General features: G+C 49.9%; 13 protein-coding genes. 6 read left to right on the plus strand and 7 right to left on the minus strand.

Going from position 1 to position 15,037, the window contains the following annotated elements; genetic code table 11:
* Positions 1–47 precede the first annotated feature (47 nt).
* Together ycfP and AC51G0_RS06220 are read left to right on the plus strand one after the other, a co-directional pair.
* The gene (gene ycfP, locus AC51G0_RS06215) at positions 48–590 is read left to right on the plus strand and encodes an alpha/beta hydrolase YcfP (protein WP_496301189.1); all 543 of its coding nucleotides are present in this window, start codon (positions 48–50) and stop codon (positions 588–590) included.
* A gap of 206 nt (positions 591–796) precedes the next feature.
* Entirely contained in the window at positions 797–2,086 is a 1,290-nt protein-coding gene (locus tag AC51G0_RS06220; protein WP_496301190.1) for an NAD(P)/FAD-dependent oxidoreductase, read from the plus strand.
* Positions 2,087–2,167: 81 nt separating this feature from the next.
* On the opposite strand, the gene bamJ is transcribed toward AC51G0_RS06220, so the two are convergent.
* The 6 genes from bamJ to AC51G0_RS06250 form a co-directional block, all read right to left on the minus strand.
* A complete protein-coding gene (gene bamJ / locus AC51G0_RS06225; RefSeq protein ID WP_496301191.1) occupies positions 2,168–2,641 on the minus strand; it encodes a BamJ family beta-barrel-assembly machinery protein in 474 nt (157 codons plus the stop codon).
* A gap of 114 nt (positions 2,642–2,755) precedes the next feature.
* Complete coding sequence (locus AC51G0_RS06230) at positions 2,756–3,334, minus strand: GNAT family N-acetyltransferase (protein ID WP_496301193.1); 579 nt, start codon at positions 3,332–3,334, stop codon at positions 2,756–2,758.
* Positions 3,335–3,550: 216 nt separating this feature from the next.
* On the minus strand, positions 3,551–4,447 hold the full coding sequence (locus AC51G0_RS06235) for a peptidoglycan binding protein CsiV (RefSeq protein WP_496301194.1): 897 nt from the start codon (positions 4,445–4,447) through the stop codon (positions 3,551–3,553).
* 29 nt (positions 4,448–4,476) lie between these two features.
* Complete coding sequence (gene mfd, locus AC51G0_RS06240) at positions 4,477–7,932, minus strand: transcription-repair coupling factor (protein WP_496301195.1); 3,456 nt, start codon at positions 7,930–7,932, stop codon at positions 4,477–4,479.
* A 5-nt stretch (positions 7,933–7,937) separates the two neighbouring features.
* Complete coding sequence (locus AC51G0_RS06245) at positions 7,938–8,510, minus strand: PilZ domain-containing protein (protein WP_496301196.1); 573 nt, start codon at positions 8,508–8,510, stop codon at positions 7,938–7,940.
* A gap of 39 nt (positions 8,511–8,549) precedes the next feature.
* The gene (locus AC51G0_RS06250) at positions 8,550–8,708 is read right to left on the minus strand and encodes a hypothetical protein (RefSeq protein WP_496301197.1); all 159 of its coding nucleotides are present in this window, start codon (positions 8,706–8,708) and stop codon (positions 8,550–8,552) included.
* Between AC51G0_RS06250 and lolC the strand changes: the two genes are divergently transcribed.
* The 3 genes from lolC to lolE are packed head-to-tail and all read left to right on the plus strand — an operon-like array spanning position 8,700 to position 11,834.
* A complete protein-coding gene (gene lolC / locus AC51G0_RS06255) occupies positions 8,700–9,908 on the plus strand; it encodes a lipoprotein-releasing ABC transporter permease subunit LolC (RefSeq protein ID WP_496301198.1) in 1,209 nt (402 codons plus the stop codon). The genes AC51G0_RS06250 and lolC overlap by 9 nt on opposite strands.
* Positions 9,901–10,590 (plus strand): lipoprotein-releasing ABC transporter ATP-binding protein LolD, encoded by a 690-nt coding sequence (lolD, locus tag AC51G0_RS06260; RefSeq protein ID WP_496301199.1) that lies wholly within the window; start codon positions 9,901–9,903, stop codon positions 10,588–10,590. Before lolC ends, lolD begins: the two co-directional genes overlap by 8 nt.
* Entirely contained in the window at positions 10,590–11,834 is a 1,245-nt protein-coding gene (gene lolE, locus AC51G0_RS06265; protein WP_496301200.1) for a lipoprotein-releasing ABC transporter permease subunit LolE, read from the plus strand. The genes lolD and lolE overlap by 1 nt, the downstream gene beginning before the upstream one ends.
* Positions 11,835–12,087: 253 nt before the next feature.
* On the opposite strand, the gene AC51G0_RS06270 is transcribed toward lolE, so the two are convergent.
* Complete coding sequence (locus AC51G0_RS06270) at positions 12,088–12,597, minus strand: DUF2062 domain-containing protein (RefSeq protein WP_496301201.1); 510 nt, start codon at positions 12,595–12,597, stop codon at positions 12,088–12,090.
* Between the two features lie 32 nt (positions 12,598–12,629).
* Between AC51G0_RS06270 and AC51G0_RS06275 the strand changes: the two genes are divergently transcribed.
* Entirely contained in the window at positions 12,630–14,960 is a 2,331-nt protein-coding gene (locus AC51G0_RS06275; protein WP_496301202.1) for a DNA internalization-related competence protein ComEC/Rec2, read from the plus strand.
* The last annotated feature ends 77 nt before the right edge of the window (positions 14,961–15,037 follow it).

A 15,037-nucleotide genomic window follows, 5' to 3' on the forward strand; every position in this document is an offset into this window, starting at 1 on the left:
GTTAGATTAAATTCAAGGTAGAAAAGAAGAACGACAGGGGATAAGAGATGATCATCTATCTGCATGGCTTTGACTCCACAAGCCCAGGTAATCATGAAAAGGTACTACAGCTTCAATTTATTGACCCTGATGTTCGCTTTGTGAATTACAGCACGCTGCATCCTAAGCACGACATGCAGCATTTGCTAAAAGAAGTACATAAGTTGCAAGAAGAGTCCCGTGATCCTCATCCACTGATTTGTGGTGTCGGGCTTGGTGGGTTTTGGTCAGAACGCGTTGGTTTTTTGTGTGGAATAAAACAGGTTATTTTTAATCCAAACCTACACCCTGAATTGAACATGGAAGGAAGAATTGACCGACCTGAAGAATATACCGACATATCGACTAAATGTGTTACTGACTTCCGTAAAAAAAATGCCGGTAATTGCCTTTGCATACTTTCAACCAATGATGAAGTGTTAGATAATCGCCATACAAAAGATGCATTGGGTGATTACTACGAAATCATCTGGGATGAGACACAAAGCCATAAATTCAAAAAAATCTCACAGCATCTACAAACTATAAAATCCTTTAAAGAAACATTGTAACTACCTCCTACCCTCCGCAGACGGAGCCAATCCGTCTGCTTCAATACCAAATTGAACAGTGAGCTTTGGTGTGCCCGCATACCCAGAGCATTGTTCAGTTTGGTATTAGTTAGTCAGCCAGAGCATTGTCATCTGTCATTTAAGGATGAATAACAGGCATAAGGCTCTGAGCAATAAAAATTTATACAAAATAAGAGGAAGTTATCGTGACTCGTATTATCGTAGTTGGTGGCGGTGCGGGCGGTCTTGAGCTTGCGACCAAACTTGGTCGTACCTTAGGGCGTAAACGTCGTGCAACAATCACACTTGTTGATCGTAAAGCCAGCCATTTGTGGAAACCGCTTCTGCATGAAGTAGCGACTGGTTCAATGGATGCCGGGGTCGATGCCCTGAGCTATCGTGCCCATGCAAAAAACCATTCGTTTGATTTCCAAATGGGCAGTCTGCAAGCGATTGACCGTGAGAGTAAGATAATCAAATTGGCCGCGCTCTATGATGAGCATGATGAGTTGCTAATGCCAGAACGTGAGCTGGAATACGATATTCTGGTGATGGCAATAGGTTCAACATCCAATGATTTCAATACGCCGGGTGTACGTGACAACTGTATCTTCTTAGATAGCCCGGAGCAGGCACACCGCTTCCGGACTGAAATGAACAACCAGTTCCTGAAACTACATGCGAATAAAGATCAGAAAACGGTTGATATTGCGATTGTCGGGGCAGGCGCGACCGGCGTTGAGCTTTCAGCCGAGTTGCACAATGCAGTGAAAGAGCTGCGTACTTATGGTTTTGGTGATCTGGATAGCTCACGCTTGAATGTTAACCTGGTTGAAGCGGGTGAACGAATTCTACCAGCCTTGCCACCTCGTATCTCTGGCGCTGCACATAGCGAGCTGACAAAGTTAGGCGTGAATGTTCGTACTGCCACCATGGTGACCAAAGCTGACGAAACAGGTTTGACAACCAAAGATGGCGATCATATCCCGGCTCAAATTATGGTATGGGCGGCGGGTATTAAAGCGCCAGATTTTATAAAGGATATTGCTGGCCTTGAAACGAACCGCATCAACCAGCTGGTTGTTAAACCGACATTGCAGACCACCCGTGACGACGATATTTATGTTATTGGTGATCTGGCGTGCTGTGCCCAGGAAGACGGTAGCTTTGTACCGCCGCGTGCCCAGGCAGCCCACCAGATGGCTAGCCGGTGTTTCTCTAATATTGTTGCGAAGATAACTGATCGTGCCCAGAAGCCTTATGTGTATAGCGATCATGGTTCATTGGTATCACTAAGCCGTTTTTCAACTGTCGGTAGCCTGATGGGTAACCTGACCAAAGGTTCAATGATGGTCGAAGGCCGTATTGCCCGTGTGGTATATATTTCTTTATATAGAATGCACTTGGTGGCGTTGCACGGTGTATTTAAAACCGGCCTGATGATGTTAGTTGGCCGTATCAACCGAGTGTTGCGTCCAAACCTGAAGCTGCACTAAGTGACAATAGCTGTTAGCTGCTACACCAATAAAAACGCCGCTATGTATTAGCGGCGTTTTTTTAAGGTGGGTTATCGTGGCTTAGTTAATTTTGATGAGTTCGACATCAAAAATCAGCACCGAGCCTGATGGGATTGTGCCAACAGCCCGGTTGCCGTAGGCAAGCTCTGATGGGATAAATAGCCGGGTCTTTTCGCCTTCGACCATGAGTTGCAGGCCTTCAGTCCAGCCTTTGATAACCTGGCCTAGGCCAAACTGAATAGTTTCGCCACGTTCAACCGAACTGTCGAATACGCTGCCATCAAGTAGGGTACCATGATAGTGAACCGTGACCTTGTCAGAGGCTTTCGGGTGAACGCTCCCTGTGCCTTCTTGCAGTACTAAATACTGTAGGCCTGATTCAGTGACTTTGACCCCTTCTTGTTGCTTGTTGCTGGCAAGAAATTCTTCCCCAACTTTGATATTTTCAGCCGCTGACTGTTTATTGCTTTGAGATCGCTGCATGAAAAAAATGACAAGGCCGATGATCGCAATAGTGATGATAATTTTAAACACGATAGATACCCGTTCCTTCGCTTGAGGTTGGCCCTAATAGTACCTTAACCGCTTAATTCATACCAACTTTGTACGCTGCCTGAGGGTTGCTGCTACTTTGTTTTTCTCAGGACATCATTTGCTGGGGTAGGGCGGCTTACTGTGGCGTAAATCATCCGGGATCAGTGAAAATACAATCCCGTCATAGGCTTTGCCTGACGAGAAAATACGGTTTCTGGCGGTACATTCAAACTTAGCCTGGCAGGCGAGCGCGGTTCGCTGACTGGCAAGGTTTCCGGTGTGGGTGACAATCTCCAGCCGTGTGAGCCCAAGGGTGTTGAAAGCAAAATCAGCTATTGCCTGGCACGCCTCGGTAGCAAAGCCTTGTTGCTGAGCGTGGGTTCTTATCCAATAGCCCAGCTCAGCCGAGTTCGACAGTATTGATAGGTTATTGAGTGAAATACTACCGACTAATTGTTCTGTATAGCGTTCAAAAATGGCCAGCTCATAACTGATGTCATTTTGCCAGTTTTGACGGCTGGCATTGATCCACTCATAGGCATCATGCTGGTCATAGTCCTCTGTACACCAGGTCAGCCATGGACTTAGCTGGGTGAAAGATGTCTGCACTGCATCAAGAAGGTCGTTGAGGTCGACAATCTTGTAAGGGCGGAAAAGTAGCCGCGTGGTGGTTATTTCGAAATCGGTTTTCATGGGCTTGATCGGGTACTTTCCTTAGCATCGAGATCTGTAGGATGAACACCAAGCATAGGTGGGGGGTAAGAGATCGGCAATGGATTGGCGCGATATCTGTGAAAGCCGTCCGTGAATGAGTCATAGTTGAATAGCAAACAAAAAGGCTGCCGTTTGGCAGCCCTTGTCTTTGTCAAAGTGGCAGGTGATCACTCTGCTAGCAACTGGCTTACCTGACTAGTTCGCCGGCTCTTCCTCAACCCGGCGGATCTGGATCACCATGCCCATCAGCGGATGATCAAGGTAATGTGTTTCGCCGCTACGCATCTTGCGTTGTTGTTCAAAACGGTAGGTTTTAAGGAACTCTTCGACTTCAACCTTTTTCTTCACTTCCTGTAAATGGCCAATCTGAACATTGCTGTCCTCAGTCAGTAAATCGCTTTCAATATCGATAGGCTCTGCACCGACAATAACTTCACGGCGGCCTGGTTCACGTAGATCCAAGCTAGTTTCCGTAAAGAGGAAGTGTTGTACATAGACGCGGATCTTACCCTCTAGTTCATACAGCGGCGGCTCTGGCGTTGCTGCGGCAACACTGATCTCAGAGCTGATCTCAGAACTGGTTCCAGAACTGGTCCTAGAGCTGGCCTCAGATGGAAGGCTGTTCGTTGTATCAACAATTCCACTTTCTGCATTCACAGGCGCTTCTGGGGCTGACATTTCATTGCGGCGTAGTTCTTCTTTCGAGGTGCCATCTGGCAGGTACTGTGCCGAGAAGTCTTTGCCTGCTGTCAGGTGAAACTTAGGTGCAGCCCCTTTGCTCAAGTCACCCTGGCGCCAACCGAAATGGGCCAGTGGCGTAAACCCGGCATGTCCTTTCAGCTTATCGTACTGGGAGGTCAGCTGGTATTGCCCCTGTGTCATCAGGGTTATGCCTTTTGCCGCCAGCTGGCTATCATCACCAAAGGAAATCGTGCCTTTCATATTGATAGGCTTTTGTTGATCCGGCCAGGACTCACTGACTTGCGCCGGATCGATATTGCGCTTAAATAGAATAACTTCAATATCAAATTGTCGTGCTGCCAGGCTTGGCCAGCTAATAGCGATAAGCAGCAAATAAATCAGTTTTTTCAAGATAGTACTCCGCACGATAGTGCCATCAATTATAGAGTGTTTTCGGCAAGCTTTGTTAAAAGCCCGTCAACATACTTAATTCGGTCTTTGCGATCACTCATTGGTGCCATGACTTTTAGTTTTGTCGGGCCTTCCATACGGTAATGCTGTGGTTGTGATTGTAACAAATTGACCAGGAAACCAGGGTTTATTGATGCATTTTGTGCAAACTCAACATAGCCTCCTTTTTCTCCTGCCTCAATTCGACGCACACCCAGTCCAGCCGCTTTCAGCTTTAGCCTGTTCACGGTCAGCAGGTTGGTAGTGGCGTCCGGCAATAGTCCGAAGCGGTCGATCAGCTCGACTTTTAGTTCGTTCAGCGCAGTTTCACTGTCTGCACTGGCGATACGTTTATAGAGTGACAAACGGGTATTGATATCCGGGATGTATTCGTCTGGCAGCAAGGCAGGCAGGCGTAGCTCGATTTCTGTCTGCTGGCGCAGCAGATCATCAAGTGATGGCTCTTTGCCTTCTTTCAGTGCCTCGACAGCTTGTTCAAGCATCTCCATAAACAGGGTGAAACCAACCGACTGGATCTGGCCGCTTTGTTCGTCACCAAGGAGTTCTCCGGCACCGCGAATTTCAAGATCATGGGTAGCAAGGGTAAAGCCAGCACCTAGATCCTCGAGTGAAGAGATAGCTTCCAGACGCTTCACGGCATCTTTGGTCATCCGTTTTGGATGTGGTGTCAGCATATAGGCATACGCCTGGTGATGCGAACGACCTACTCGCCCCCGTAACTGGTGCAGCTGTGCCAGGCCTAAATGGTCGGCACGGTTGATAACAATCGTGTTGGCGGTCGGTACATCGATACCCGTTTCGATAATTGTGGTACAGACGAGCAGGTTGAAACGCTGGTGGTAGAAATCACTCATGATTTTCTCCAGCTCGCGCTCGCGCATCTGGCCGTGGGCAAAGGTGATACGTGCCTCCGGGATCAGCGTCGCTAACTCTTTCGCTGTTTTCTCTATTGAGTCGACATCATTATGCAGGAAGTAGACCTGGCCACCTCGCATGATCTCACGCAGAACTGCCTCTCGAACAAGCACGTCTTCGCGCTCACGGACAAACGTCTTGATAGCCAGGCGGCGTGCCGGCGGAGTCGCAATAATTGACAGGTCACGCATGCCACTCATTGCCATGTTCAGCGTTCGAGGGATTGGGGTCGCTGTTAAGGTCAGGATATCGACATCCGAGCGGATCGCCTTGATTTTTTCTTTCTGGCGAACGCCGAAACGGTGTTCCTCATCGACGATCAGTAATCCCAGATCCTGATATTTCACCGATGCATTGAGCAGCTTATGGGTGCCGATCAGAATATCAATTTTTCCTTCCGCAACATCGGTTAGGATCTGTTTCTGCTCTTTGGCTGTTTTAAAACGAGACAAAACTTCGACGCGAACCGGGGTGTTGGCAAAACGGTCGCGGAAGTTTTCGAAATGCTGTTGTGCCAACAGGGTAGTAGGAACCAGTACGGTTACCTGCTTGCTGTTATCTACGGCGACAAAGGCAGCGCGCATCGCTACTTCTGTTTTACCAAAGCCGACGTCACCACAGACCAGGCGATCCATGGCTTTGGCCTGGCACATGTCGGATATGACGGCGTTAATAGCCAGTGCCTGATCATGGGTTTCTTCAAATGGGAAGCCGGTACAGAAATCGGCATAGGCTTCTCGATCCAGTTTGAATTTAAAGCCGGGCTTCATTTCGCGTTTGGCATAAACATCCAGCAATTCAGCCGCGACATCCCGTACTTTTTCAGCGGCTTTTTTACGGGCCTTCGCCCAGGTCTCTCCGCCCAGTTTGTGGATTGGGGCTGTCTCTTCAGCACCGCCGGAGTAACGGCTGATCAGGTGCAGGGAAGCCACCGGAACATACAGTTTTGCACCGCCTTGGTATTCAAGGGTGACATACTCGGTGGTGATCCCACCGGCTTCCAATGTCTGCAGGCCCTGATAGCGACCAATACCATGATCGAGATGGACAACTGGCTGACCAACCTGTAGCTCGGCAAGGTTGCGGATGATGGTGTCGGTATTTAGGGTTTTCTTGTCTTCACGACGGCGGCGCTGAACAACACGTTCACCCAGTAAGTCGCTTTCGCAGATGAAGGCAATCGAAGGGCTTTCCAGAATGAAGCCTTGCTCAGCCGCGCCGATAACGAGGGCAAACTTGGTCTTCGCATTGGCAGCCTCATGAAGGTTGCCACATACCATAGGGCGAAGTTTGATCCGTGCCAGCAGATCCAGTAGGGCCTCTCGGCGGCCTTCGGAGGCCACGGAGAAAATGATTTGGCCGTCAAACTGTTCTGAGAAGCGGCGCAGCTCGGCAAGCGGCTCCTTGAGCTGGTGATTGATAGCCAGCTCTGGGATCGGTCGCAATGAAGGGTTGTAGCGGCCAGCTTTTTCAGGTTCAGCATCTTGGTGAATGCGTACCTTCGGCAGCGTTTTGAAGCCACTGAACATTTCGTCTTTGCTGAGCCATAGTTCCCGCGGACTCAAAAGCGGGCGCAGTGGATCAACCCGGCGTTGGTCATAGCGGTACTCGGCATCACCGAGGAACTGATCAACCGCGGGTTCCAACTCGCCGACAGTGATTAGCAGGCTTGAGTCGGGCAGGTAATCAAACAACGTCTCCGTTTGTTCAAAGAACAATGGCTGCCAGTATTCAATCCCGGCAGGCCAGGTGCGTTTACTGACTTGCTGGTAGATGGATTCGGGCTCGCGGCGGGCTTCAAACCGCTCGCGCCAGCGCATGCGGAAGTTCTCTACCGCGATTTCGTCAGTTGGGAACTCATGGGCTGGCAAGAGGTGAATGTTGTCAATTTCACCGGTAGAGCGCTGGTTTTCCGGGTCAAACTGGCGAATCGAGTCAATTTCATCATCAAAGAAATCGATACGGTAAGGCTGGTTGCTACCCATAGGAAAAAGATCCAGCAGCGAGCCGCGACTGGCATATTCGCCATGTTCCATTACCTGGTCAACATGGCGGTAGCCGGAGGCCTCGAGCTGTAGGCGTAGTTTGTCCAGCGATAGCCGATCACCCTTGGTGACTATCAGTGCATGCTGGTGGATAAATTCTCGTGGCGTAAGGCGCTGCAACAGGGTACTGATGGGAACCAGAATGATCCCGTTCTTTTGCGTCGGTAACCGGTACAGGCGCGACAGGCGGTCAGAAATGATGTCCTGATGCGGGGAGAAATTATCGTAGGGCAGGGTTTCCCAGTCCGGGAATACACTCACTTCGACATCGGTAAATTGGGTGATTTCAGGCTGTAGACGAAGGGCTGTCTGCGTGTCAGAAACAACAGCGAGAACTGGCCCCAGATGTGATTGTGCCAGCTCTGCAACAGATAAGGCCAGTGCAGCGCCTGATACATTACCGATAAATCGGCTGTCCCCGTGTTTATCCGGTAAAGGAAGAGAAAGTAAAAAATTCGATTTCATGTGTTTTATTGGGTATCTGTTCGCTGTTGGGCGCGCTGGCGCAGTAGTTTCTGTTGGATATAGAGAGCTGCTCGTATTAGCAAGTCTCGATCATCTTCCAGAAGGCGGTTGTATTTGAGCGTGACTTCAACTTTATCGCCCTTCACTGCATTGCCAATCACTTCGGTATAGCAATAAACCGCTGCCGATGGTTTGTCTAAAAATAGCTTAACCCGGGCAAAACTGCCGACCGGTAAACCGTTACCAGACAAAAACGTGAGCCGGCTTGCACCAAAGGTTTCTGTGGTATAGCGATGTGCCGGGTTGTCTTGTTGTGACAAGACAAAAGACAATAGTAGATTAATCTTGCTGTTCTGGGCCGCGAGATAATCAAGCAGCGGCTTGGTCTCATCCTTGGTTAACTTACTGAGCGACTGCTCGACACCTTCTTCGAGGCCTGAACACTCGCTGGCAACACGAAACAAGGGCGGGATTTCCTGGCTGAATGTTAACTCATCGGGAAGCTGCTCTTTAGGGGAGAGCGGCTCAACATTGATGGTTAGCCCGGCATGGACCGAAAAATACTCGTCCTGATTCATGTCATACTCGTGATAAATTAACTATTCTTCGATTATCACTTACCCATCGCCTTCGAGCAAGTGCAGTACGGTCGCAGTGTCTGTTTTACCCTCTGTTTTTACGTTACTTTTACGCCCTTGCATGGTAATCATGAGCAGCAACGGGTATTCTTGCGGGCAGTTTATAACAGGATGGTTTCGACTTCGTTTATGTTTCATCCAGTCTCTTTTTTTATCGGCCTGCGCTATTTGCGGGGGCGTTCCGGGGATCGCTTCAGCCGCTTTGTCTCCTATATGTCCACGGCGGGGATCACCATTGGCGTGCTGGCTTTGGTGACGGTTCTCTCGGTGATGAACGGTTTTGAACAGCAGCTCAAAGAGCGCATTCTTGGGGTAATGCCCCAGGCGGTGGTTTCACAGCCAAATGGCAAAATGGTGTGGGAGGATGAGCCTCCGGCATCGCTAAGCCAGCTGCCTCATGTTTCTATGGCTACGCCGCTGACCCGCAGTGAAACGATTGTGCAAAGTGCCGCATCGTTGTCTGCAGGTTCATTACTGGGCGTTGATCCTAATGCGTTCGAGCCGGTTGCTTATCATATTACCCAGGGTGAATTAGCCAATCTGACCCCGGGTAGCTATCGCATTATCCTTGGTCAGTCACTGGCGGGGCAGTTGGGTGTCAAAGTCGGTGACAAGGTTCGCCTGATGGTGACAAGCGCCAGCCAGTACACGCCCCTGGGACGCATTCCGAGTCAGCGAAATTTTATTGTTGAGGGCATGTTCAATACCGGCTCGGATGTCGACAAGCAGCTGATCCTGACCAACATTATTGATGCCGGCAAGCTACTGCGCTATAAGCCTGGAGAAATGACTGGCTGGCGTCTATTTGTTGATGACCCCTTTGTGGTGACTGAATTAGCCCAGGAGCCACTCGAGAATGATTGGGTTTGGTCTGACTGGCGCGAGCAGCGCGGTGAGCTTTTCCAGGCGGTTAAAATGGAAAAGAACATGATGGGCCTGATGCTTGGCCTGATCATCGGGGTGGCGGCATTTAACATTATTTCAGCGCTGATCATGGTAGTGATGGAGAAGCAGGCTGAAGTGGCGATCCTTAAGACACAAGGGATGACAAGCCGCCAGGTCTTGATGGTCTTTATTGTCCAGGGCGCCAGCAGTGGTGTGATTGGTGCCGTATCAGGCGGCCTGCTGGGTACGATTCTGGCCTTTAATTTGAATTCTGTTTTATCCGTACTGGGTGTGCAGCTGCTGATGGTCGGCGGCTCGCTACCTGTGGTTGTAAAGCCTATGCAAATTGTTTTAGTGATTGTCGGGGCTATTGTGCTGAGCCTGCTGGCAACTGTTTTTCCTTCTTATCGTGCAGCATCTGTTCGTCCTGCTGAGGCATTGCGTTATGAGTAATTCGTTATTGGTTTGTCATGGGTTGCGTAAGGTTTACCGCGAAGCCCAGCTTGAAACCGAGGTATTGAAAGATGTTGGTTTTAGCCTCAATGCTGGCGAGCTGGTCGGTATTGTGGGCGCTTCCGGTTCGGGGAAAAGCACCCTGTTACATTTGTTGGGGGCGCTAGATGAGCCGACTGACGGTGATGTCTTTTTCAAGGGGCAGAAACTGAACGCAATGAGTTCAAACAAGCAGGCGAAAATCCGTAATCAGGAGGTGGGTTTTGTCTATCAGTTCCATCACTTGTTGGCAGATTTTAGTGCGGTGGAAAATGTAGCAATGCCGCTGTTGATAGGGGGCATCGGGGCTGATAAAGCCCGGTCCCAGGCAGAAAGTATCCTGGAGCAGGTTGGGCTCCATCACCGTTTTGAGCATCGGCCGTCGGAGCTGAGCGGAGGGGAGCGTCAGCGCGTCGCGATTGCCCGCGCGTTGGTGAACAATCCTGCCTTGGTGCTGGCGGATGAACCGACCGGTAACTTAGATCATAAAACGGCATTGGAAATTTATGATCTTATGCGCAAGTTGAATAAAGAGTCCGGCACAGCGTTTTTGGTAGTGACCCATGACAACGAATTGGCAGGCAAGCTGGATCGCTGTATGCACATGCAAGATGGTGTGCTGGAGCAGGTAGAGGTGGCTTAATGTTCCGACCACTTTCTCTGTATATCGGCAGCCGTTTTAGCCGAGCGAAACAACGTAACCGGATGGTGTCCTTCATCTCGATTTCATCGACCTTGGGTATTGCCGTCGGTGTGGCAGTGATCATCATTGGCTTGTCGGCGATGAACGGTTTTGAGCGGGAGCTGCAAAACCGGGTGCTGGCGGTGATCCCGCATGGAGAACTTGAAGCCGTGAAGCCACCTTTTACTGAGTGGACATCGGTGTTGAATACCGTACAGGAACACCCGCGGGTGACGGGTGCTGCACCCTATATTCGGTTTACGGCTTTGCTTGAAAAAGGCAGTCGCCTGAAGGCGGTTGAAGTTCGAGGGGTCAATCCGCAGGAAGAGCGCAAAGTCAGTGCGATTCCGGATTACGTGAAAGGCAATGCCTGGCAGCAGTTCACCGCAGGTAAAAAACAGATCATTTTGGGGCAGGGAGTAGCTGATAAGCTAGGTATCTCTGAAGGGGATTGGATAACAGCAATGATCCCCAATCCTGATCCCGCCCTGAAGCTTAAAGCCCCGCACCGAATCAGGCTTCAGGTGTCCGGGTTGCTGGCACTGGGTGGGCAGATTGATCATAACTTTGCATTGGTGCCGTTGGCAGATGCCCAGCAGTATTTGTCAATGGGGGAAGGTGTATCGGGGATCTCACTTAATGTTGATAATGTGCTTGATGCGCAAAGTATCGTGAGGGAGGTCGGGTTTACCTTACCTGTTTATGTCTACCTCAAGAGCTGGACCCAGAAGTACGGTTATTTATATCGTGATATCCAGATGGTGCGTACCATTATGTATTTGGTGATGGTGCTGGTGATCGGGGTGGCGTGTTTTAACATCGTTTCAACCTTGATGATGGCAGTGAAAGATCGCTCGGCAGATATCGCGATTTTGCGTACCATGGGGGCTGGCGATGGTTTGGTGAAGTCTATCTTTATCTGGCATGGCATCCTTTCTGGTGTTATCGGCAGCCTGCTTGGTGCGACTTTAGGATCACTCGTCGCCATTAACCTCACCACACTGATCAAAGGCCTGGAAAACGTTATTGGCCACCAGTTCCTTTCTGGTGATATCTACTTTGTCGACTTTCTGCCTACCGAGCTTGCGATGCAGGATGTGGTGATTGTTGCCCTGACAGCGATTGTGCTGAGCCTGTTGGCAACATGGTATCCGGCAAGGCGGGCTAGTGCCCTGCAACCGGCACAGGTGCTGAGCGCTAAATAGTCGAAGATAGTGGGAGTCAGAGCCATATTAAACTCTGGTTCTTTAGGCTTAGGCTGCTATTGCATAAGTTGAAGGGAGCGGGTTAAACCGTGTGAATGGGATCGCGTGTTGGATGTTAGTTACACTACTTGGTGCTAGCAGTTTGATAGCTGGTCCCCATCCCCGTATTTTTCGGTTGTACATCTGCCGCCCTGAATATAAAAAACCTCGCCTAGGCGAGGTTTTTTGCGTTATGCCCTAAGGCAAACAGGTCCTAGCGGAATCTTCGCTTGTTCCAGCTACGTACGACCGAATAGCGCCACAGGCCCCGAATGCCGAAGTAGCCTATAAGGCCAAAAAGGATGCCACAAACGGTACAGCCTAATAAGAAAGGAGGCCCGATTTGGCTCATTTGATTCAGCAGAAACTCCCACGAAAGTTCAAAGTGAAAAGGTTGGTGGGGAGAGTTCATCAGCCAGGCACCGACTTTATAGGCACCATAAAAAAGCACTGGCATGGTAACTGGATTGCTAACCCAGACAAGGCAGACCGACAGCGGCAAATTGACACTAAACAAGATAGCAAGGCCGGCCGCCATGATCATCTGGCTGGGAAGAGGGACAAATGCCATGAACAGGCCCACGGCAAAAGCCCCCGAGGCCGAACGGCGATTGAGGCACCACAAATTGGGGTTGTAAAGCACATTGCCGAAAATCTTAAGCGCTTTCTGGCGCTTGATCACGTCATGGCTTGGCAAGAAACGTCTAATAACTTGTCTTGGCATTTTAATTCATTTGTTATTTTGGCAATACGGTTATGAACCAAGCCGTAGCCGGTATTGCGTTAGGAATTTTGTCGCTTCATTTTTGGCCGTTTATTCCAGATTACAGCTGGTTTGTTACAGCCTTCATGATTGGTGGTGTAGTTTCATATTTTTTACGACTCAAATTTTTGATCTGGGTCGTGATTGGTACTCTTGTGGCGAAGATTGGAGCAACATTCTATGTAGATGCGGTTCAATTGATACCTATTGAGCGCAGAAATATTACCATAGTTGGTGAAGTTAGTAGCCTATTAAATCCAAATATCCCAACCTCCCAGTTTGATTTTACCCTGTCTGCAATAGAACAGCATAAAATATCGTTTATAAATCCGTTACGGGTACGGTTAGAGTGGCCGCATGCTATTGAAATGAAACAGGGTGAGTCGTGGCGGCTGGAAGTGAGATTACGTCGGCCCTACGGTAGGGTCAACCGTGCGGGGTATGATGCAGAACGCTATTTCCTTGGCTATCAATTGCATGGCAAAGGCACCGTTATTTCCGGTCAAAAAAACTATTTTACCAATGAATACCAGCCGAATACTTCCCGGCCGACGTTGCGCCAGCTTGTTTTCGATCAGGTCGTCGAGTTAACGACTGGGCTGCAGTTCCAGCCTTATTTGCTGGCGCTAAGCTTTGGCTTTCGAGATGGGCTGGATAACGCAGACTGGCTTCGGCTGCGCGACAGTGGGCTTTCACATTTGATGGCGATTTCGGGGCTGCATATTGGCCTCGCTGTGTTATGTGGCTGGTGGCTGGGAAGCCAAATTCGAGGCATTGCACCGGAGGGCGAATTGTTGCTCTGGTTACCATTGTGGCTTGGCTTATTGTTTGCCTTGGGGTATGCCTGGCTGGCGGGCTTCAGTATACCGACGCAGCGGGCACTGATGATGAGTGCGATGGTCATGGGGTTAATTCGGTTAAGGCTGCAATGGCCGGGCTGGCAAGTTCTGCTTGTTGCCCTGATGATATGTCTGGTAATCAATCCTATGGGCTCGTACGCCGCTGGCTTTTGGTTGTCATTTTCTGCCGTCTTCGTGTTGTATTTGGCGAATGTCAGTGGGTTGCGTGCGGGTAAGGCCGCAAAATCGCAGCGACACGCTTGGCGAGAAAAGGTTAAATGGCTGGCTTTATTGCAGCTGACTTTGATGTTCATGATGCTGCCATTGCAATGGCAGTGGTTTGGCGGGGTATCACTGATTGCGCCAGTGATTAACTTCTTGGCAGTACCTTGGGTTAGCGCCGTGACAGTACCGCTGATTCTTGCGGCAATGGTGACACTGTGGCTGCCTTCGCTATCTGAGTGGCTTTGGTGGCTGGCCGATCTTTCGTTACTTCCCGTCATGAGGCTGGCCGATTTCTCAAGTGGTGCGTGGTGGAACTTGCCATCGTCTTGGCTACCGTATGTGCTCGGCGGCCTTGGGCTGATGGTCTTACTGTGGTTCTTGCCTTTTCGAATGTTTAAAACACTGCACTTGGTGGTTGCACTGATAGTTGTCAGCTGGCGGGGGATACCTGTGTTGACTGAAGACGAGGCTAAACCGTTCACCGGGTGGCAGCTTGAGATGTTGGATGTTGGGCATGGCCTGGCAGTACTGATCCGGCGCCGTGATACCGCGGTATTGTACGATACCGGCAATCGCTGGGGATCCGGTAGCATTGCCACCGCCGTGATCGAGCCGGTTTTACTCAGTTATGGTGTTAATAAGCTCGATGGGCTGATACTCAGCCATGCCGACAGTGATCATGCCGGTGGGCTGGTGGATGTGGTTGAGCGGTTACAACCAGAGTGGAAACGCAGCAGCGACAAGCGAGATGGGTTTATGGCTTGCCGACGTGGTGAAACGTGGCAATGGCAGCAACTGGATTTTCGGGTACTTTGGCCTCCAAAACGGGTTGCACGCGCAGCAAACCCCCATTCGTGTGTAATAGAAATTAGTGATAGGGCATTGAATCCAGTTAATTCGACATCAGTATTACTGACTGGTGATATTGATGCTATTTCTGAGCTGTTGCTGGCCCAGCTCGAACCAACCCTCGATCCTGATGTGCTTTTCGTGCCTCATCATGGCAGTAAAACCTCTTCGACCAATACATGGTTGGCAACAATGGCTCCGGATTATGCGCTGGTTTCAGTGGCTCGATATAATCCGTGGCAGCTGCCGTCGGCCGAAGTCAGGCAGCGTTACCTTGATAAAGGTACAGTCTGGCTCAGCACCGCAGATAGCGGGCAGGTCAGCGTTCTAGTCCGTGATGGTAACATCAACATTTTACGCTATCGGCAAGAGGTCAAAGCTGGCTGGTTTCGCCAGCAACTTGGTGAGTAATGCATTGATAAAATGCCTAAATATTAGGCAGTTTAAGAAAAGGAAGTAGGAACTTATTTGGTGCATTGGCCCGAACA

It is taken from the genome of Photobacterium sp. HL06 (genome assembly GCF_059552575.1).